Raw genomic sequence first — 19,872 nt, forward strand, 5'->3', positions numbered from 1 at the left:
GGCTCAGCTCCCACTCTGGCGGTCGGCGGGACCGGCGGGGTCGCCGGGGGCGGCGGGGACGCCGGGGGCGGCGAGGTCGCCGGGGGCGGGCCGGTCGGTGCGGCGGATCTCGATGCGGTCCTCGCCCGAGCCGAAGACGGCGACCACCGTCGAATGCTCCAGCGCGGCCTTCACGTTCGGCAGGTCCACCGCGTCACGGCGCACGGTGGGCGAGGAGACCACGTAGTCGATGTCCCGCCAGCCGCGCGGCAGGGTCTTGGTGACGGCCGGGTCGAGGTCCGCCTTGTAGAACCAGATGGCGCCGAGCCCCGGCTCGAAGCCGTGGTGCACGGCGTCCAGCCACAGCGCGTCGTCCAGCAGCACCCGGGTGCGCGCCGGGTCCTCGACCTCGCTGCCGAGCCAGGCCGCGGCCTGCCGGTAGGGGCCGTTCGCGTCGACGGTGAGCGCCGTGCGGTTGCCCTCGTACCAGCGCGGCAGCACGTACACGGCGGCCGCCGCGGCCAGTACGCCGATCATCGCCCAGCGCGCGTACACCAGTTGCCTGCGCTCGCCCGGCGAGCGGCGGCGGCGCAGCACGGCGTGCGTGACACTGGCCGCGCCCCCGGCCAGGACGAGGGCGAGGAAGGGCAGCGCCTGGATCACGTACATCGCCGGGAGGTAGCCGGAGGGCCGCATCGCGACGAGGGCGAGGATGACGGCGGCGAGCGCGGGGCCGGCCAGCGCGCGGGCGGTCACGGACCATCGCAGGGTGGCCAGCAGCAGGACGGCGCCGGAGAGTCCGCCGAGCGGCAGGACGGTGTCGTAGTAGAGCCAGGACCGCAGGACGCCGTTCGAGCCGGAACCGGGGTCGAGGATGAATCCGGATCCTTCGCGGCCCATCTGGTAGGTGATGCCGTCGATGAGGGAGACGTGCCCGGAGCCGGGCAGCAGCTCGCCGTTGAGCAGGGCGAACAGCGGGTAGGCCAGGCCGATGAGCGCGCAGGCGGTGATGGCTCCGGTGACGGCGAACTTGCGGGTGTCGCGGTGGCTGTGGCGCCACATCGTCACCAGCAGCGCCGGGAGCACCACCAGCATCGTCTCCTTGGTCAGGACGGCGGTGGCGGCCGCGAGCCCCGACCCGAAGTGGTGCCACAGGTGGCGGCTGGGTGACGCGGCCAGGCAGAAGGCCAGCAGGATCCACATCACCGCGAGGTTGTCGAGGAAGATCTCCCGCTGGAGGACGACCGAGAGCGGCGAGAGCCCGAACAGGGCCATGGCCAGTGCGGCCGCCCAGCGCGGCAGCCACAGCCGGCGCGCGAGCACGTAGATGAGCACGGCGCTGGCGGCGGAGACGGCGAGCATCGCGAACCGCATCGAGGCGACCGTCATCGATTCGGGTACGAAGAGCGAGGGCAGCCAGGTGAGTCCCGCGATCTGGATCCAGCCCAGGGGCGGGTGGTCGTACCAGTACGTGTAGTGGGCGAGGCCGTCGCCCTGCTGGACGGCCCACGCCTGGGCGAGGTAGGTGCCCTCGTCGTCGCTGAGGGTCGGGAAGTGGGTGATGTTCCAGCCCTGTACGAGGACGATCACGAGCAGCAGGGCCCCGCACAGCAGCAGGTCCGGGCGGGAGGAGCGGAAGCGCACCAGCGGGCGCACGGGCTGGACGGGCGGCGCGGGCGGCCGGACGCCGGGGGCGCCGCCCTGGACGGGGCCGCGGGGAGCGGTCGCGGTGGAGGTGGCGGTGGCAGCGGCCTGGGCGGTGGCGGTCGCGGTCGCAGTGGCGGTCGCGGTGGCGGTCGCGGTCGTGTTCGCGATGGCGCCCGGCTGGGGATCAGTGGCCGTGGGCAGGGTGGCGGTCACTGGCGGCTGTCCTCTCGGATCGCTGTGGCGGCCGGCGCGCCGGTGAGGTGGGCGCCGGTGTGGCTGGTCAGTTCCCACTCGTTGCGGCCGCGCTGCTCGCGCCAGACCGCGCGGATCGCCGCGCCCGCCAGCATCACCTGGTAGAACGGGCCGCCGACGACGAGCTTGACGTAGTGCACGAAGCGGACGCGCAGTCCGTACTGCCGGCCGAAGTCGTGCAGGCCGACGATCTCGAAGACGAACGTCACCATCGCCGTGAGCATGGGGAGGAAGGTGATGATCGCGATGCCGACCGGTACGTCGAGGAAGACCGCGACGGCGAAGTTAAGCGGGATGATCACCCCGGAGGCGGCCTGCATGAACGGGGTCATCAGCGTGTAGCGGGCGAGCCAGCGCTGGCCGCGGCCGGGCAGCTGCTGCCAGTCCTTCTTCCGGTACACCTGGAGGAAGCCCTGGTTCCAGCGGGTGCGCTGCTTGAGCAGGCTCACCAGGGAGCCGGGCGTCTCCTCCCGGGTGACCATGTCGGAGTCGTACGCGACGACCACCTTCTTGCCGACCGAGGACAGCCGTACGCCCAGGTCGCAGTCCTCGGCGAGGCAGTCCTGGTCCCAGCCGCCGGCCTCGCGGAGCACCTCGGTGCGGACGAAGACGGTGTTGCCGCCGAGCGGGATGAAGCCCTTCTCGGCGTGCAGGTGCAGGCGGGAGCGGAACCAGAAGAAGTACTCCAGGCAGTTGCGCAGGCTGTACCAGCTGGAGTGGAAGTTGATGAGCTGGACCCCGCCCTGGACCACGTCCGCGCCGGTGGAGCGGAAGGCGTGGTCGACGTGGGCGAGCAGCTCGGGGTGGACCTGGTCCTCGGCGTCGAAGACCCCGACGATGTCGCCCCGGCAGGTGGGGAGGGCGGTGTTGAGGGCCTTGGGCTTGTTCTTGGTCTCGTGGTGGTCGACGACGACCCGTACCCGGGCCGGCTCCCTCGCGGCGGCGCGGTCGGCGACGGCGGCGGTCTCGGGGTCGTCGTGGCCGACGATCACGATGATCTCGTAGTCGGTGTGGCTCGATTCGAGGAGCCGGTCGATGGTGTGCTCCAGCACCGCCTGCTCGTGGCGGGCGGGCAGCAGCAGGGAGAAGGCCAGCGCGCCGCCGCCGTCGGGGCGGTCGAAGCGGGTGGAGGCGAGCACTTCCGGCGTCCGCCAGGCGTGCATCTGCCACCAGAGCGTGAAGGCGGCAATCCCGAAGAGTGCCAACGAAATCACAGAAATAAACACAGAGGTGAACAAATTATCCCCCCGGACATGCCGCAACCCCCGGCGGCGATCGTGAAACCCCCCGGAGGCTCACGGCGGGCCCCCCGGCCCGCCGCCTCCGCTTCCCCCTGCGCGCACCCCCCAGTGCGCCATCTCGGTGTCTCCCGGAACGATGTCTCTCGGAACGGTGACTCGCGAAACGTGACTCTCGAACGACACGAGATTAGACAGCGAACATGACACTCAGGCGCAGCACAGCTAAAAAGCCGGTTCCTTCATCGACATATCGGTAACCGGAATTGACGGCACTCCGGGCACTTCAGGGGCGAACCGTACCCAACTGCTCTGCCAACTCGACCGGATCCGTCGTAGGCCGCGCGCAGACGAAATGTCGACACACATACGCCGTCGGACGGTCGTGCACGAGTGTGCGCTCGGCCAGCAGGGGGAACTCCCCGCCACTGCCGTCCTCCGCGAGCGGCAGGCCCGTCGCCACCACCGCACCAGGAGCCGTCCCCAGCAACGCCGTCCGGTGCAGCGCCGCCCGCGCCGGATCGTCCGGGTGCCCGACGACCGCCACCTCCCGCGGCCCGTCCAGCAGCGCCTCGGCGACCGCCAGTCCGTGCCCGATGAAGCGCGGGGCGCGCGGCCCAAGCGCGTGTACCACCCCGAGCGCCCGCTCGGCCGCCGTGCGGTGGGCCTCCGAACCGGTGTGCGCGGCGTACGAGAGCAGGGCGCCGGCGGCCGCGGTCCAGCCGGACGGCGCGGCCGTGTCGGTCGGGTCCTGCGGGCGGCGGATCAGCTTCTCCGCGTCGTGCGCGGTGTCGTACAGCGAGCCGTCCTCGGCGGTGAACCGGTCCAGCACCAGGTCGACGAGGAACCCGGCGAACTCCAGCCAGACCCCCTCCCCCGTCACCGACGCCAGCGCGAGGAACCCCTCGGCCACGTCGCCGTAGTCCTCCAGCACGCCCGCGTTGGCGCCCACCTGGCCGTCCCTGCTGGTCCGCGCCAGCCGGGCCCGGCCGTCCATGTGCACGCGCACCAGCAGATCGGCGGCCTCGGTGGCCCGCTCGACCAGGTCGGGCCGCTCGAAGAAGGCCCCGCACTCGGCGAGGGCGGCGACGGCGAGCCCGTTCCAGGCGGCGACGACCTTGTCGTCCCGCCCGGGCGCGGGCCGCGACTGCCGGGCCGCGAACAGCCTCGCGCGGATCGACGCGATCCGCTCGGCGTCGGCCGCAGGACCGTCCTGGGGCAGCTGGAGCACGGACTTCCCGTGCTCGAACGTGCCCTCCTCCGTCACCCCGAAGTACCCGGCGGCCAGGTTCCCGTCGTCCTCGCCGAGCACCTCCCGCAGCTCGTCGGGGGTCCAGGCGTAGTACGCCCCCTCCACGTGCCGGCCGCTCGCCGGATCCTCGCTGTCGGCGTCCAGCGCGGAGGCGAAGCCGCCCTGGTCGGTGCGCAGCTCCCGGACCATGAAGTCGGCCGTCTCCAGCGCGACCCGCCGCGCGAGGTCGGAGCCGGTGGCCCGCCACAGGTGCGCGTACACCCGGCACAGCAGCGCGTTGTCGTACAGCATCTTCTCGAAGTGCGGGACGACCCACTCCCGGTCCACGGAGTACCGGGCGAACCCGCCGCCGAGCTGGTCGTAGATCCCGCCCCGGGCCATCGCCTCACAGGTGTCGGCGGCCATCTGCAGCGCGCCCTCGGACCCGGTGCGGGCGTGGTTGCGCAGCAGGAACTCCAGCACCATGGACGGCGGGAACTTCGGGGCCCCGCCGAATCCGCCGCGCGTCGCGTCGTACTCGCGCGTCAGCCCGAGCAGCGCCTGGGTGAGCTCCTCGGGCCCGGGCGTGCCGGCCTTCCCGTAGTCCAACTCCCGCCCGGCCAGGTCCCGTACGATCCGCTGCGCGACCTCGGCCACCTCCTCGGGCCGGCCCACCCACGCGGTCCGCACCCCTTCGAGGACCTGCATGAAGGAGGGCATGCCGTGCCGGGGCTCGGGCGGGAAGTAGGTGCCGAAGTAGAAGGGCTCGGCGTCCGGGGTCAGGAACACGGTCATCGGCCAGCCGCCCTGCCCGGTGGCGGCCTGCACGGCCTCCATGTAGACGGCGTCGACGTCGGGGCGCTCCTCGCGGTCCACCTTGATGTTGACGAAGTGCTCGTTCATGTAGGCGGCGGCCAGCTCGTCCTCGAAGGACTCGTGGGCCATCACATGGCACCAGTGGCAGCTGGAGTAGCCGACGCTGAGCATGACGGGCACCCCCCGCTCCCGCGCCTGCGCGAACGCCTCCGGCGACCACGGCCACCAGTCCACGGGGTTGTCTGCGTGCTGGAGCAGATACGGCGAGGTCTCGTTCTCGAGGCGGTTCGGCATGGGGACATCCTGCCGCAAGAGATCAGATCAGCGCCGAAGGAGCGGGGCCAGGTCGTGGGACCGGGTGTCGCGGACACGGCTCCGGAGGGCCGGACCGGCGCGGCGGGCGGACCGCCGGGCCCGGGCCGGGAGGCGGCCGCCGCAGCCGGCGCGGCTCCGGCAGCGCATGGTCACGGCATGTGCACGGGCTGCCAACTCCCTCTGAACTAGCTCAGATTCCCTCGCGCTCGCGGGCGTCCCGACGGACACTTGTGGCACGTTGCCGGAGCTCTCCGAGGGGGAAGCCGATGCGGGACAGCCATCGCAGTGAGGCCGAGCGGCTGTTGGAGCGGGCTGTGGAGGAGGAGGCGCGGCGGGCGGCGGCGGGTGCGCCGCTGGACCGGGCGGCGCTGCTGGCCCGGGCCCGGGAGGCGCTGGACGCGCTCGCCGCGAGCGCTGCTCCGGAGTACGAGGCGTACGTACGGGCCCTGGACGAGGCGGCGGCCGGGGACCAGTCGCTCGGCGAAGCCTTCCGGCAGGGCAGCACCTCAACGGCGTTACTCGTCGCGGCGGTTGCGGGAGCCGCGGCCGTCGGAGCGGACCTCGCGCTGGGCGTCGCCGCCGGTACGGCACTGACCGTGGGAGCGGTGACGGGCGTCGCGGGGGCGGTCGCGACCGTGGCCAAGGTGACGGCCCTGCACCTGCCCGCGGCGAACCGGCGGGCCGGGGAACGCGGCCGTCCGGGCGGCCCCGAGCAGCTGAGGCTGCAATGGCTGTCGGCGCTGGAGGTGCGCGGCATACGGCCCTTCCTGGAGCAGCAGCGCGCGGTGACCGCGGCCGCGCGGGCCCCCCGTACCCCGCCCCGCGCCGCCCCGCAGCTGCGCGGCACGGACCGCAGCGCGGAGGCCCGGCGGCGCAGCGCCCTGGAGCAGTCCTTCGGGCAGCTTCCCCGGCCGTCGGACCCCTTCGCCGGCCGCAAGGCAGAGCTCACACGGATCGCCCAGTGGGTGCAGGCGGCCCGCGCCAGCACCGAGACCCGCCCGGTCGTGGTCGTGCTGCACGGCCGGCCGGGCGCGGGCCGCACAGCGCTGGCCCTGCGGGCGGCGCACGGGCTGCGGGACCAGTTCCGCGGCGCCTGCATGGTGGACCTGCGGGGCGGCTCGCCGGGCGGCGGGGCACCGCTGTCGACGCGGGAGGCGCTGCTGCACCTGCTGAACCGGCTGGGCGCCCCGCGCGAGCAGCTGCTCTTCCGCGACGGGGCCTCGGCGGAGCAGCAGGTGCGCAGACTGGGCGAGCTCTACCACCAGCACCTCCAGGGCCTGCCCGTGACCGTGGTGCTCGACGACGCCGTCGACGCGGCGCAGGTCCGGACGCTGGTGCCGGAGCGGTCGGACAGCCTGGTGCTCGTGACGGCGCGGGAGCCGCTGGAGCTGCCCGCGGACCTGGCGGCCTGGGTGCACCAGCTGCCGGTGGAACCGCTGGCCGGGGCCGATGCCGTCGAGCTGGTACGGGCCGCAGCCCCGCCCGTGGACACGGACGCGGCCGCGGTGGTGGAACGCGGCGGCGGACTCCCGCTGGCCCTGCGGATGCTGATCCCGCTCGCCCGCGAGGGCCGGGTGCCCGCCGCCGGCCCCGGCGACCCGGTGGAGCTGGCCCTGCGGGCCGCCGACGCCCGCCTCGACGCGCCGGCCCGGCTGCTGCTGCTGCGGCTGCCGCTGGCCGGGCGGGCCTCGCTCGGCGGCGCGGCCGCGGCCGCGCTGGCCGACGTACCCGAGCAGGCGGCGCTGCGCGCGCTGGAGGAGCTGTACGAGGCGGGGCTGATCGAACGGGTCCGGGGCCAGCGGTTCCGGATGCACGACGCGGTGCGCGCGTACGCGGCGGAGCGGCTGGCGGCGGAGGAGGACCGGGCGGAGGCGGCGGCCGCGCACGAGCGGCTGATCCGCGCGTACGCGCAACTGGCGGACTCGGTGATCCGGATGGTCGACGGGAAGATGTCCACGCGCGCCCACCAGTTCGGCGTGCACGGCTTCACCTCGCTGGACGCGGCCCTGCGCTGGCTGGACGACGAGTCCAGCTTCATCACGGCCGCGCTGCGGCACTCGGAGGGCGTGGACCAGCAGGCGGTACTGGACCTGCTGGGCGCGCTGTGCGACTTCTGCCTGCTGCGCGGGGACCTGTACCGGCTCGGCGAGATCAACGAGCTCACCCAGGCCGTGGAGGCCGGCCGGCAGGGGCGGCTGGTGCGGTCGGTGCAGTGGCGCACCGGTATCGCGGCGCGGCAGCTGGGCGAGCTGGACAAGGCCCGCACCACGCTGACCTCGGTGGTGGACCAGTACATGGAGGCCCACCAGGAGGCGGGGGCGGGCATGGCCCTGATCTCGCTGGGCATCACCCTGCACCACCAGGGCAACCTGCCGGAGGCCGCGGCCCGCATCCGGGAGGCGCTGGTGCTCCAGGAGCCGCCGGAGCTGGCGGGCGACCGCGCGTGGGGCCTGCACGCGCTGGCGGCCGTGGAGCGCGACCGGGCGCACCTCGCGGAGGCGATGGCGCTGCTGGAGCGGTCGCTGGAGCTGCACCGGGAGAACGAGAGCGTGCACGGCGAGGCGTGGGCGCACTTCCAGCTGGGCCAGGTCTTCCTGCGGCTGGGCGACGTGAAACGGGCGGAGGCGGAGCTGCGGCGCGCCCTCGACCTGTACGGGCGCACGCGCGACGACCGCGGCCAGGCCTGGGCGCTGACGCAGCTGGGCCGCGCCCGGGTGGTGGACGGGGACCCGGGGCCGGCCCTGGAGCGGCTGCGCGACGCGCTGGTCCGGCACCGGGAGGCGGAGGACGCCCGCGGCGAGGCGTGGACGCTGTACTACCTCGGGCAGGCGCTGGAGGAGGGCGGGGAGCGCGATCAGGCGGTGCGGGAGCTGGAGCGGGCCCGGACGATGTTCTCGCGGATGCGGGACGTGTACGGGCTGGCGCACGCGCGGCACCACTCGGGCCGGGTGACGCGCGACCAGCGGGCGGCGCAGACGGGCAACCTGAAGAACTCGGGCTTCGCACGGCAGCTGCTGGTGGACGCGCGGGCGGACTTCCGGCGGATCGGGCTGGCCCACGGCGAGGCGTGGACCTGCCTGGAGCTGGCCGTGGTGGACGCGGGCAACGCCAGGGTGTCGCAGGCGCTGGGCCTGTGCGAGGAGGCGGTGCGGCTGTTCATCTCGTACGGGGACCGGCGCGGGGAGGACTGGGCGCGGTTCCTGCGCTGCACGATGCTCCCGTACACCGGCTCCGCGGCCCCGGCGGTGCCGGGCGCTCCGGAGGAGGCGCGGTCCGAGCTGGACCGGCTGGCCGGGGCTCCGCATCCGGCGCGCGACGGGCGGCTGGAGGACTGCCTGGAGACGTACGCGGTGATCCTGGGCCGCGGCGTGGACCCGGCGGAGGGCTGGCAGGCGTGGCGGCTGGGCCTGGTGCCGAACCTCCACTCGCGGGAGATCATGGGCGTCCCGCTGCCGCCGGCGTGACGCGCGGAGACCGCCGCCCCGCCCGGTCCGGGGCGGTACGGCGGTCCACAGCGGTCTTCGGCGGCCGGGCCGCGGCGCCTAGGAGGTTCGGTCCTTGGCGGTGCCGGTGGAGGTGGCGGCGGCCCCGGCCTCCGGTGCCTCCTGGAAGTCCACCCGTCCCATGTGCCGGTTCATCGACTTCATCAGGGCCCACACGCCGACGGCGAGGGCCGCGAAGACGAGGAAGCCCAGGATGCCGGGCGTCACCTTGTTCTTGTCGAAGGTGTCACCCGCCAGCGGGAGGAGCTGGGTCAGTGCTGCCTGCGTAGCGCTCATAGCTACGCATTCTCCCGGATGCCCGCGAAGAGGTCGGACTCGGGGAGGGAAGTGTCGACGAGCGACTTCGCGAGCTCGTACTCCTCGGTGGGCCAGACCTCCCTCTGGACGTCCATCGGGACGCGGAACCAGCCGCCGTCCGGGTCGATCTGCGTGGCGTGGGCGATCAGCGCCTTGTCACGGATCTCGAAGAAGTCGGCGCAGGGCACGTGGGTGGTCAGCGTGCGCTCGGTGCGCTCGAACTCCTTCCACCGCTCCAGCCACTCCCCGTACGGGGACTCCATGCCGCGCGAGAGCAGCGCCTCGTGCAGGGCGACGGTGCGCGGCTTGTTGAAGCCCTGGTTGTAGTACAGCTTCTGCGGCTGGTACGCAGGGCCGAACTCGGCCTCCGGGTACTTCTCGGTGTCGGCCGCACCGTCGAAGGCGACCATCGAGATCTTGTGGGTCATGATGTGGTCGGGGTGCGGGTAGCCGCCGTTCTCGTCGTACGTGGTGACGACCTGCGGCTTGAAGGCGCGGATCTTCTTCACCAGCTCGCCGGCCGCCTCGTGCACGTCCGCGAGTGCGAAGCAGCCCTCGGGCAGCGGCGGCAGCGGGTCGCCCTCGGGCAGGCCGGAGTCGACGTATCCGAGCCACTCCTGCTCGACGCCGAGGATCTCGCGCGCCTCGTCCATCTCCTTGCGCCGCACCTCGTGGATGTTCTCCTCGATGTACTTGTCACCCTGGAGCTTGGGGTTCAGCACGGACCCGCGCTCGCCTCCGGTGCAGGTCACGACCAGCACGGGCACCCCCTCGGACACGTACTTGGCCATGGTGGCCGCGCCCTTGCTCGACTCGTCGTCGGGGTGGGCGTGGACGGCCATCAGTCGAAGCTGCTCGGTCAAGACGGGATCCTCTGCAATTCGGCGTGACAGTCGGCTTCTATATTGACTCCTCCCTCAGCAATCGGATGACGCGGGGGATTCCTGACTCACGCAGCCCGGCGGCCCGCCGGGTCTTCCACGATCAGCATCAGCCGGGGCGAGACCAGCCCGGACCAGCATGACGCGGGCGGAGTTCTTGTCCCTCGGGGAAACGGCTCCGCACGCCGTGCAGGTGTACGTACGTTCGGACAAGGGGAGTGCGTGCTTGGCTCTCGCTCCGCACCGTCCGCAGTCCATGGTGGTGTGCGGGGATGCACGAGCCGCAGGTCACGGCCGTGCTTGCGCGCCATGTTGATCAGCTCACGCTTCGTGGCCGAGATCGCCGCGTCGGCCGCCTTGCGTGACATGGCGGACCTGGCGAGGACCGGGGCCGGAAGTCCTCGACGGCCAGACGGTCGAAGTCCGTGACGACGCGCTTGGCCCACTTGCGCGCGGTGTCCTGCCGCTGTCGAGCGATCTTCTTGTGCACCTTCGCGGCCTGCCGTTTCGCCCTCCGGTAGCCCTTCGAGGCGGCCCGGCCACGCGCCGGCTTCCGCCGCGCCATCATCCTCTGATACCCGCCCAGCTTCCGAGCGGCGTTCCTGCCGTGCTCGGGATGCGGAAGGTCGTGGTCGTCGCTGGTCGTGGTCGCAGTCTCCTTGACGCCCCAGTCGATACCGACGGCGGCGCCCCTCGCTGGGAGCGGTTGCACGTGGACGTGGACGACGAAGGACGCGTACCAGTGCCCAAGGCTGTCGCGGTAGACGCGCACGCTCGAGGGATCGGCGGGCAGTTCCCGCGACCACACCACGGTCAGCGAAATGCCTCCCGCCAACTGCAGGCGCCCGTCCCTGAGCCGGAACCCGCGCCGGGTGTAATTCAGCGTCGGACCGGCGAGCCCCTTCGCCACGCCGTCAGCAGCCTGTCGAGACCGGCGGGCCCGCATTTCTCCCCCGCCAGGTGCGCCGCCCGGGCCGTCGCGACGCACTGGTTCCACACCCACCGACACCGGTCCCACTCACGGAGCAGGGCCGAACGGGCGCCCGACGCCACACGCAAGCGGAAGGTGTACCGGGCACTCCCGCCTTCCCCCACCTCCTGCGATGCCGTCATGCCACGAACCTAGAGCGGCAGGGCGCCGCTCTCCACGGAACTGCGACACCGCACCCGAACGAGTGACCGACTGCACGGGGGGTCCGTGGCGGATGGGAAGGGTGGCTTCTTGTCGGGCCGGGGGGCGTGACATGCTCCTGTTACCAGGTGACCGGGCCGGAGCCGACAGGCGTCGGCCCCCACGGAAAGGAACGATCGATGAGCGCGGTGCGCGAAGGGCTGCCCGAGGGCCGTTACGGCCGGTCGGCGGACGAGCGTGCGGATCGGAAGCTCAAGGTCGTGGGGGCAGTGATGGGGGCCCTGCTGCTCGGTGTGGTCGGGTGGATCGGCTGGGACTACATCGCCGGGCAGAGCGTCAGCGCCGAGGTGATCAAGTTCCAGGTCGTCTCGGACAACGAGGTGAAGGTGCACCTGGAGGTCCGCAAGGAGTCCTCGGTCACCGGGGTGTGCACGCTCAGCTCGCAGGACAAGGAGCACGGCGAGGTGGGCCGGGCGGACTTCACGTTCCCGCAGGCCGAAGCGCGCGTGGACGAAATGGTCTCGCTGAAGACGACCAGCCGCGCGACGATGATCGAGCTGGTCGGCTGCCAGCCGGCGGCCCGCTGAGGCACGGTCCCGACCTCGGTCGGCGGGCGATCGGACTCGCGGGTCCTCCCCCTTTTCTTCCCGAATTGTTAGGCTCGTGGTTTCGTCCGCCGCTGGCGGCCTAGTAGTCCCCTGTACCGACGAGGAGCACCCGTGACCCAGACGAGCGAAAGCGTCACCTGGCTGACCCAGGCGGCGTACGACCAGCTGAAGGCAGAGCTGGACTACCTCTCTGGTCCCGCACGCACGGAGATCGCCACGAAGATCGCAGCCGCCCGCGAGGAGGGCGACCTGCGCGAGAACGGCGGTTACCACGCGGCGAAGGAAGAGCAGGGCAAGCAGGAGCTCCGCGTCCGCCAGCTGACGCAGCTCCTGGAGAACGCCAAGGTCGGAACCGCGCCCGCGGCCGAGGGCGTGGTGGCCCCCGGCACGCTCGTCAAGATCGCCTTCGATGGCGACGAGGACGACACCATGGAGTTCCTGCTGGCCTCGCGCGAGTACGCGTCCTCGGACTTCGAGACGTACTCGCCCCAGTCCCCGCTCGGCAGCGGTGTGCTGGGCAAGGCGATCGGCGAGGACGCCGAGTACGAGCTGCCGAACGGCAAGAAGGCCTCCGTCAAGATCCTTGACGTCAAGCCCTTCACCGGCTGATCACCCACCCTCTTCACACGCCGATGCCCGGCCGGGTCTCCCCGGCCGGGCATCGGTGCGTACGGGTACGGGTACCGGTACGGGCGGTACGGCCTACGCGGTCGCCGAGCGGTACTTGCGGACCGCCAGGGTCCGGAAGACCACGATGATCAGCAGCGACCAGAGGACGGACGCCAGGACCGGGTTCTGCATCGGCCAGGCGTCCGGGGCCTCGTACCCCGCCGGGAGGTTGCCGAAGAGCTCGCGGGCCGCCTGGACGGTGGCGCTGAAGGGGTTCCACTCCGCGATGTGCCGCAGGAACGTCGGCATGTTGTCGGAGGGGACGAAGGCGTTCGAGATGAACGTCAGCGGGAAGAGCCAGATCAGCCCGCCCGAGGTGGCCGCCTCCGGGGTGCGCACCGACAGGCCGATCAGGGCGCCGATCCAGGAGAAGGCGTAGCCGAGCAGGAGCAGCAGCGCGAAGCCGGCGAGCACCTCGCCGAAGCTCGTGTGGGTGCGCCAGCCGACGATCAGGGCCACGATCGCGAGGACCACGATGGTCAGCGCGGTCTGGACGAGGTCGGCGAGCGTCCGGCCGGTCAGGACCGCGCCGCGGGCCATGGGCAGCGAGCGGAACCGGTCGATCAGGCCCTTGTGCATGTCGTCCGCGATGCCCGCGCCCGCTCCGGCGGTGGCGAAGGTGACGGTCTGGGCGAAGATGCCGGCCATCAGGAACTCGCGGTAGTCGGCAGGCGAGGTGCTTCCGCCGACGCTGATGGAGCCGCCGAAGACGTAGCTGAAGAGCACGACGAACATGACCGGCTGGATCACACCGAAGATGATCATCTCGGGGATCCGGGACATGCGGATCAGGTTGCGCTTGGCGATCACGAGGGAGTCGTTGACGCCCTGGACCACGCCGCCGCGCGGGCGGGGCGCGGCCAGGTTCTGGACCGGGGAGGAGCCCGGGGTCGGGGAGGTGATGGTCACTTCGCCTTCTCCTTCCGCGGCGCCTTGCGGCCCTTGGCGTCGGCGACCGGTTCGCCGTCGCCGTTCTCTTCGGTGTTCCGGTCGGCCGCGTGGCCGGTCAGGGAGATGAAGACGTCGTCGAGGGTCGGGCGGCGCAGCCCGATGTCGTCGATCTCGATGCCCCGGCCGTCCAGCTCGCGGATGACCTCGGCGAGCAGCTTGGCGCCGCCCGACACGGGCACGGTGAGCTTGCGGGTGTGCTCCTCGACGGTGGTCTCGCCCTTGCCGAAGCCGGCGAGGACCTCGCGGGCGGTGGTGATGTGGTCCCGTTCGTGGACGACGACCTCCACGCGCTCGCCGCCCGTACGGGCCTTGAGCTGGTCGGAGGTGCCGCGCGCGATGACCTTGCCGTGGTCGACCACGCAGATGTCGTGGGCGAGGTGGTCGGCCTCCTCCAGGTACTGGGTGGTGAGCAGCAGGGTGGTGCCGCCGGCGACGAGTTCCTGGATGATGCCCCACAGCTGCTGGCGGTTGCGGGGGTCGAGGCCGGTGGTCGGCTCGTCCATGAACATCACGGGCGGGCTGACGACGAGGGCGGCCGCGAGGTCGAGGCGCCTGCGCATGCCGCCGGAGTAGGTCTTGGCGGTGCGGTCGGCGGCGTCGGAGAGGTTGAAGCGCTCGAGGAGTTCGTCGGCCCGGGCCTTCGCGGCCTTGGCCTTCATCTGGTAGAGCTGGCCGACCATCTGGAGGTTCTCGCGGCCGGTGAGGTATTCGTCGACGGCGGCGAACTGGCCGGACAGGCCTATGGCGCGGCGGACCTCGTTGGGGTGTTTGAGTACGTCTATGCCGGCGACGACGGCCTTGCCGCTGTCGGGGCGGAGCAGGGTGGTGAGGACGCGTACGGTCGTGGTCTTGCCCGCGCCGTTGGGGCCGAGCAGACCCAGGACGGTGCCCTCGGGAACATCGAGGTCCACGCCGTCCAGAGCCCGTACGTCGCCGAAGGTCTTGACCAGGCCTTCGGCATAGATCGCGCCTGGCATATGGATTCTCCCAGTGTGAATCGGCCAGCTGAAATCCGGTCATTCGCAGGCAAAGCTTATGGGCGCCGGACATCCCTCGCCCGGCCCAACGGGGACACGGCTCCGCCCTCCCCGCCACCCGGCGCACATTATCGCGTTATATCGCGAGCCGCCAGCCTCAGCTCATGACCTTGTACCCCGCGCTGTGCAGCGAACGCGCGACCTCCGCGCAGTGCTCCGGGCCCTTCGTCTCCAGGTGCAGCTCCACCTCCACCTCCGTGAGCCCGAGCCGCGGGTCGGTCCGTACATGGCTCACGTCGAGTACGTTCGCATCCACCACTGACAACACCCCCAGGAGCCCGGCCAGGGCCCCCGGCCGGTCCGCCACGCGCAGCCGCAGCGACAGGTACCGGCCCGCCGCCGCCATGCCGTGGCGCAGGATCCGCTGGAGCAGCAGCGGGTCGACGTTCCCGCCCGACAGGACGGCCACCACCGGGCCCCCGCCGTACCGTTCGGGCTCGCTCAGCAGCGCGGCGACCGGGCTGCACCCGGCCGGCTCGACCACCAGCTTGGCCCGCTCCAGGCACAGCAGCAGGGCACTGGAGAGCGCGTCCTCGGACACCGTACGCACGTCGTCGAGGAGTTCGCCGATGATTTTGAAGGGGACGTCGCCGGGACGGCCGACCTTGATGCCGTCCGCCATCGTGTTCGGGTTGTCGATGGACACCGGGTGCCCGATCTTCAGCGAGGGCGGGTAGGCGGCCGCGCCCGCCGCCTGCACCCCGATCACCTTCACGTCGGGGCGCAGCGCCTTCACGGCGACCGCGACACCGGCGGCGAGGCCGCCGCCGCCGATGCCGACGAGGATCGTGCGCACCTCGGGGCACTGCTCGAGGATCTCCAGGCCCACCGTGCCCTGGCCCGCGATGATGTCGCGGTGGTCGAAGGGGTGGATGAACACCGCCCCGGTGCGGTCCGCGTACTCCTGGGCGGCGGCCAGGGTCTCGTCGACGACGTGCCCGTGCATGCGCACCTCGGCGCCGTACTCCTGGGTCGCGGCGACCTTGGGCAGCGGCGCGCCGAGGGGCATGAACACCGTGGAGCGGACCCCGAGGAGGGAGGAGGCCAGCGCCACGCCCTGGGCGTGGTTGCCGGCGCTGGCCGCGACGACGCCGGCGGCCCGCTGCTCGGGGCGCAGGCCGGCGATGCGCACGTACGCCCCGCGCAGCTTGAAGGAGCCGGTGCGCTGGAGGTTCTCGCACTTGAGGTGGACCGGGGAGCCGGTGAGCGAGGAGAGGTGCCGGCTGCCTTCCATCGCGGTCACCCGGGACACCCCGGAGAGCATCTTCTGAGCCCCCCGGACGTCGTCGAGGATGACCTGCGGGACGGGCTCGGGCACGCGGTAGTTCATGCCGCCAGTCTCGCAGCACGCGCGCGGGCGGGCTCGGTGCGGCGGACGGGACGCCCCGGGAGGGGCGGGAGGGATGCGCCGGCGGTGCGCGAGGGGTGCGCGCGGGGTGCGCGAAGGCTGCGCGAGCGGGGCGCGAGGGGTGCGAGAGGGGCGAAATCACGCCATCCGGGACGGCCCCGGAGCGGCCTCGCGGACCGGCCGTACCAGTTCTCGTACGAGCCGTACGAGCCGCCGCACGGCCGCGTACGCTGTCCCCCATCCTTGTCGGACCCATGCGAAGAGAGCCCACGGCCATGCCTTCATCCCCGGCCAATTCCGATCTGCCCTTGGCGGGCGAAGCGCCGGCCGGAGCCGGTCTCCTCGACGCGCTCCAGCACCAGGTGGCGGTCTTCGCGCGGCGCGCCGAGCAGACCCGCCTGGGCGGTGTCGGCCAGGCCCGCAACTCCATGGACCGGGCCGCGTACCTGCTGCTGAACCGGCTCGACCTGGAGGGGCCGATGGGCGTCAAGGCGCTCGCCGGCGGCATGGGCATCGACTCCTCCACCGTGACCCGGCAGGTCGCGCCGCTGGTCGACAGCGGCCTGGTCAAGCGGACCTCGCACCCCGAGGACGGGCGGGCCGTGGTGCTCGCGCTGTCCCCGCGGGGGCTGGCGCGGCTGGAGGAGGTGCGCTCCTCGCGGCGCGAGCTGATGGCGCGCGTGACGGAGGAGTGGAGCGAGCAGGAGCGCGAGTCCTTCACGAAGCTGCTGACCCGCTTCAACCTGTCGCTGTCGGATCTGATGGCGGCCGTCGCCGACGCGGGCCCGGCGTCCTGACCCTTGACCGGGACGGACCCGCTGCCCGCACTATGTGAGGCATGCGGGCGGTTGACCAACGGGCGGGCTCCTACACGGAGTTCCAGGCCTTCGTCGCGGGTGCGGCGGGGCGGCTGCTGCACGTCGCGATCCTGCTGACCGGTGAGCCGGAGGCCGCGCGCCGGCTGCTGGCGGGGGCGCTGGCCCGTACGTACGCGAACTGGGAGCGGCTGCGCGGCGACGATCCGTACGACTTCACCCGCCAGGAGCTGTGCGCCGCCTTCGCCCGCACCGGCCGCCGCCACCAGGGCGGCCACGGGGTGCTGGCCCGGCTGAGCCCGCTGGAGCGGCTCGTCCTCGTGCTGCGGATCTACGAGGGACTCGCGGAGGAGGTCACGGCGGCGCAGCTGGGGCTGCCGCCCGAGCGGGTGCGGGTGCTGTGCAACCGGGCCGTGGCGGAGCTGCGGTGAGCGGGTTCCCGGACCGGAAGGAAGCCCGGGTCAGGCAGCTGATGGAGGGCCCGTACCCGGTGGTCCCGGCGGGTCTGGCGGCCGGCGCGGCGGCCCGCGGCGACCGCCTGCTGCGCCGCCGCCGGACGCTCCGCGGGTTCGGCTGGGCGCTGCTCTTCGCGGCGGCGGTGGCCTTCACGGTCTGGGCCGTGCTGACGCAGCCGTGGGCCACGCCGCCCGCGGACGTCTCACCGCCCCTGGAGGGCTGGTGAGCCCGGCCCTCCAGGGGAACGGCGGTCAGCCCAGGGCCTGAACCAGGTCCGCGAGCAGGTCGTCGGCGTTCTCGATGCCCACCGACAGGCGGACCAGGTCCGCCGGGACCTCGAGGGCCGAGCCGACCACGGACGCGTGCGTCATGCGGCCCGGGTGCTCGATCAGGGACTCGACGCCGCCGAGGGACTCGCCCAGCGTGAACAGCTTCGCGCGGTTGCAGACCTCGACCGCCGCCTCCTCGCCGCCGGCGACCCGGAAGGAGATCATCCCGCCGAAGTTGCGCATCTGCTTGGCGGCGATGTCGTGGCCCGGGTGCTCGGGCAGGCCCGGGTAGAGGACCTGGGTGACCTTGGGGTGGCGGGTGAGCATCTCGGCGACCTTGGCCGCGTTCTCCGCGTGCCGGTCCATGCGCACGGCCAGGGTCTTGATGCCGCGCAGCACGATCCACGAGTCGAACGGCCCTGCGACCGCGCCCATGGCGTTCTGGTGGTAGGCCAGCTCCTCGCCCAGCGCCGCGTCGGCGGTGACGAGCGCGCCGCCGACCACGTCGGAGTGGCCGCCCATGTACTTGGTCAGCGAGTGCAGGACCACGTCCGCGCCGAGCGCGAGGGGCTGCTGGAGGTAGGGGGAGGCGAAGGTGTTGTCCACGACCAGCCGGGCGCCGGACGTGCGCGCGATGTCGGCGATCACGGCGATGTCGGTGATGCCGAGCAGCGGGTTGGACGGGGTCTCGACCCAGATGAGCTTGGTCTTGGGGGTGATGGCGGCGCGCACGGCGTCCGCGTCGGAGGTGTCGGCCACCGACCACTCCACGCCCCAGCGGGAGACGACCTTCGCGAAGAGGCGGAAGGTGCCGCCGTAGGCGTCGTTGGGGATGACCACGTGGTCGCCCGGGGAGAGCATCGTCCGCAGCAGGCAGTCCTCGGCGGCGAGCCCGGACGCGAAGGCGAGCCCGCGCCGGCCGCCCTCCAGCGCCGCGAGGTTCTCCTCGAGCGCGGTGCGGGTCGGGTTGGCGCTGCGGCTGTACTCGTAGCCGCCGCGCAGGCCCCCGACGCCGTCCTGCTTGTAGGTGGATACCTGGTAGATCGGCGGTACGACCGCGCCGGTCAGCGGGTCCGCCGTGTTGCCCGCGTGGATCGCGCGGGTCTCGAAGCTCTGGTGCTCGTGGCTGTCGTCGCTCATGGGCAGAGCCTAAGCCCCGCTTGGGGATCGTCGCTCTCCCGGCCGGGCCGCGGACCGCCCGCGGACGGCCATTGGCCTGCGGGCCCCTCGGTCTGGTTCGCTTGAGGCATGGAGATTCTGTTGTTCCTGTTCGCGATCCTCATGATCGTGTTCGTCATCAGTCCGTACATACGGCGCAAGCGCGGCGGTATCCGGCTGGTCGCCCCGGGCAGCCCGGACGCCGCCGACCCCGCGAACTACGGATTCGACCGGCAGGAGGATCTCGACATCCGGATCCCCGGGCCGGACCAGGACCTGATGGACGCCCTGGACAACGTCCGCGGCACCGGCCGCTGGCAGGCGGCCTCGCAGCTGCTCGCCGGGACCCCGAAGGACGGCGAGCAGCGCTGGCAGCGCGTGCAGGCCTTCGGCGGGGCGGCGGCGCTGGAGCTGGTACAGCAGCCCGGGGTGGGCGCGCAGTGGCTGAAGGCGTGGCGGCTGGAGGCGGAGAAGGACGCGGGCGGCGCGCAGGTGCACGCGGAACTGCTGGTGCAGCAGGCCTGGCGGAGCTCGGGCGGGGTCGGCTCGGATGACCACCGGATCATCCTGGAGGAGGCGCGGGAGGCCTGCCGCAAGGCGGCGCTGCTGTCGCCGGGCGACCCGGTGCCGTACATCACGGAGCTGGCGATCGCGCGGGGGCTCGCCTACTCGGAGGCGGAGTTCGACGTGCTGTGGGCGAAGGTCATGGACCGGGCTCCGGCGCACATGGGCGCGCACCTGGCGGCCCTGCACTACTGGTGCGGGAAGTGGCACGGCTCGCGGGAGCACGCGGACGCCTTCTCGCACGCGGCCGCGGCCCGCGCCCCGCAGGGCTCGCTGCTGGCGGCGCTGCCGCTGTTCGCGGTGTACGAGAACCTGCCGGACGTGGTCCTGATCGGGAGCTTCTACCAGAGCGCGGTCGTGACGCGGGCGGTGGAGGGCGCGCTGTACGCGGTCCACACGGCACGCCAGGACGACCCGATGCTGGCGCACGTACGGCACCTGCTGCTGCTGTTCCTGGTCAACATGGAGCGCTGGGCGGAGGCGATGGAGCAGGTCCGGCACGTGGACGGCTACGTGGGGGCCCTGCCGTGGTCGGCCTCGGAGGACCCGGCGGCGCAGTACGCGGTGTACCGGGCGCTGGCGGTGGCGGGCTACGAGGCGAACGGCGGCTCCCCGGCGACGCTGCCGCACTGACGGGGCGCGGGGCGGGCGGGGCGCGGGGCGGACCGGCTTCGGCGCGGGGCGCCGGGACCTCGAAAGTTCACGG

16 protein-coding genes and 1 pseudogene are annotated in these 19,872 nt (G+C 72.6%); 7 read left to right on the plus strand and 10 right to left on the minus strand.

Annotation, left to right across the window (positions count from 1 at the left end; translation table 11 throughout):
* Positions 1–3 precede the first annotated feature (3 nt).
* The 3 genes from ACFWP3_RS05640 to ACFWP3_RS05650 form a co-directional block, all read right to left on the minus strand.
* A complete protein-coding gene (locus tag ACFWP3_RS05640) occupies positions 4–1,839 on the minus strand; it encodes an ArnT family glycosyltransferase (protein WP_384216507.1) in 1,836 nt (611 codons plus the stop codon).
* Positions 1,836–3,116, minus strand: coding sequence for a glycosyltransferase (locus ACFWP3_RS05645; protein ID WP_384216508.1), 1,281 nt, complete (start codon positions 3,114–3,116; stop codon positions 1,836–1,838). Before ACFWP3_RS05645 ends, ACFWP3_RS05640 begins: the two co-directional genes overlap by 4 nt.
* Positions 3,117–3,402: 286 nt before the next feature.
* The gene (locus ACFWP3_RS05650) at positions 3,403–5,457 is read right to left on the minus strand and encodes a thioredoxin domain-containing protein (RefSeq protein WP_384216510.1); all 2,055 of its coding nucleotides are present in this window, start codon (positions 5,455–5,457) and stop codon (positions 3,403–3,405) included.
* Positions 5,458–5,744: 287 nt separating this feature from the next.
* On the opposite strand from ACFWP3_RS05650, the gene ACFWP3_RS05655 reads away from it, so the two are divergent.
* The gene (locus ACFWP3_RS05655; RefSeq protein WP_384216512.1) at positions 5,745–8,942 is read left to right on the plus strand and encodes a tetratricopeptide repeat protein; all 3,198 of its coding nucleotides are present in this window, start codon (positions 5,745–5,747) and stop codon (positions 8,940–8,942) included.
* A 78-nt stretch (positions 8,943–9,020) separates the two neighbouring features.
* Here ACFWP3_RS05655 and ACFWP3_RS05660 read toward each other — a convergent pair whose 3' ends face one another.
* The 3 genes and pseudogenes from ACFWP3_RS05660 to ACFWP3_RS05670 all read right to left on the minus strand — a co-directional run bounded on the left by ACFWP3_RS05660 (position 9,021) and on the right by ACFWP3_RS05670 (position 11,272).
* Positions 9,021–9,257, minus strand: a complete 237-nt coding sequence (locus ACFWP3_RS05660; protein ID WP_384216514.1) for a hypothetical protein — start codon at positions 9,255–9,257, stop codon at positions 9,021–9,023.
* 2 nt (positions 9,258–9,259) lie between these two features.
* On the minus strand, positions 9,260–10,141 hold the full coding sequence (mca, locus tag ACFWP3_RS05665) for a mycothiol conjugate amidase Mca (RefSeq protein WP_384216516.1): 882 nt from the start codon (positions 10,139–10,141) through the stop codon (positions 9,260–9,262).
* A 54-nt stretch (positions 10,142–10,195) separates the two neighbouring features.
* Positions 10,196–11,272, minus strand: a pseudogene (locus ACFWP3_RS05670) (RNA-guided endonuclease InsQ/TnpB family protein).
* Between the two features lie 198 nt (positions 11,273–11,470).
* Between ACFWP3_RS05670 and ACFWP3_RS05675 the strand changes: the two are divergent.
* Together ACFWP3_RS05675 and greA are read left to right on the plus strand one after the other, a co-directional pair.
* Positions 11,471–11,878 carry a DUF4307 domain-containing protein gene (locus ACFWP3_RS05675; protein ID WP_384216518.1) on the plus strand — a complete coding sequence of 136 codons (408 nt, stop codon included), beginning with the start codon at positions 11,471–11,473 and terminating at the stop codon, positions 11,876–11,878.
* A 132-nt stretch (positions 11,879–12,010) separates the two neighbouring features.
* Positions 12,011–12,508 carry a transcription elongation factor GreA gene (greA, locus tag ACFWP3_RS05680; RefSeq protein WP_069921688.1) on the plus strand — a complete coding sequence of 166 codons (498 nt, stop codon included), beginning with the start codon at positions 12,011–12,013 and terminating at the stop codon, positions 12,506–12,508.
* Positions 12,509–12,601: 93 nt separating this feature from the next.
* Here greA and ACFWP3_RS05685 read toward each other — a convergent pair whose 3' ends face one another.
* The 3 genes from ACFWP3_RS05685 to ilvA all read right to left on the minus strand — a co-directional run bounded on the left by ACFWP3_RS05685 (position 12,602) and on the right by ilvA (position 15,886).
* Positions 12,602–13,477, minus strand: a complete 876-nt coding sequence (locus ACFWP3_RS05685; RefSeq protein ID WP_384216520.1) for an ABC transporter permease — start codon at positions 13,475–13,477, stop codon at positions 12,602–12,604.
* On the minus strand, positions 13,474–14,496 hold the full coding sequence (locus tag ACFWP3_RS05690) for an ATP-binding cassette domain-containing protein (RefSeq protein WP_384216522.1): 1,023 nt from the start codon (positions 14,494–14,496) through the stop codon (positions 13,474–13,476). Before ACFWP3_RS05690 ends, ACFWP3_RS05685 begins: the two co-directional genes overlap by 4 nt.
* A 157-nt stretch (positions 14,497–14,653) precedes the next feature.
* On the minus strand, positions 14,654–15,886 hold the full coding sequence (gene ilvA, locus ACFWP3_RS05695) for a threonine ammonia-lyase (RefSeq protein ID WP_384216524.1): 1,233 nt from the start codon (positions 15,884–15,886) through the stop codon (positions 14,654–14,656).
* Positions 15,887–16,179: 293 nt separating this feature from the next.
* On the opposite strand from ilvA, the gene ACFWP3_RS05700 reads away from it, so the two are divergent.
* Genes ACFWP3_RS05700 through ACFWP3_RS05710 form a run of 3 tightly spaced genes read left to right on the plus strand, consistent with a single transcriptional unit; the run spans position 16,180 to position 17,401 of the window.
* Positions 16,180–16,701, plus strand: a complete 522-nt coding sequence (locus tag ACFWP3_RS05700) for a MarR family winged helix-turn-helix transcriptional regulator (RefSeq protein WP_384216526.1) — start codon at positions 16,180–16,182, stop codon at positions 16,699–16,701.
* A 41-nt stretch (positions 16,702–16,742) separates the two neighbouring features.
* The gene (locus ACFWP3_RS05705) at positions 16,743–17,150 is read left to right on the plus strand and encodes a sigma factor-like helix-turn-helix DNA-binding protein (protein ID WP_384216528.1); all 408 of its coding nucleotides are present in this window, start codon (positions 16,743–16,745) and stop codon (positions 17,148–17,150) included.
* The gene (locus ACFWP3_RS05710; protein WP_384216530.1) at positions 17,147–17,401 is read left to right on the plus strand and encodes a hypothetical protein; all 255 of its coding nucleotides are present in this window, start codon (positions 17,147–17,149) and stop codon (positions 17,399–17,401) included. Before ACFWP3_RS05705 ends, ACFWP3_RS05710 begins: the two co-directional genes overlap by 4 nt.
* 25 nt (positions 17,402–17,426) lie before the next feature.
* On the opposite strand, the gene ACFWP3_RS05715 is transcribed toward ACFWP3_RS05710, so the two are convergent.
* Positions 17,427–18,584: a cystathionine gamma-synthase gene (locus ACFWP3_RS05715; protein WP_384216532.1), complete on the minus strand. Its 1,158-nt coding sequence runs from the start codon at positions 18,582–18,584 to the stop codon at positions 17,427–17,429.
* 108 nt (positions 18,585–18,692) lie between these two features.
* Here ACFWP3_RS05715 and ACFWP3_RS05720 point away from each other — a divergent pair, with 108 nt between their 5' ends.
* Positions 18,693–19,799 (plus strand): hypothetical protein, encoded by a 1,107-nt coding sequence (locus ACFWP3_RS05720; RefSeq protein ID WP_384216534.1) that lies wholly within the window; start codon positions 18,693–18,695, stop codon positions 19,797–19,799.
* The last annotated feature ends 73 nt before the right edge of the window (positions 19,800–19,872 follow it).

This window comes from Streptomyces sp. NPDC058525 (assembly GCF_042719495.1).
Classification (GTDB): domain Bacteria; phylum Actinomycetota; class Actinomycetes; order Streptomycetales; family Streptomycetaceae; genus Streptomyces.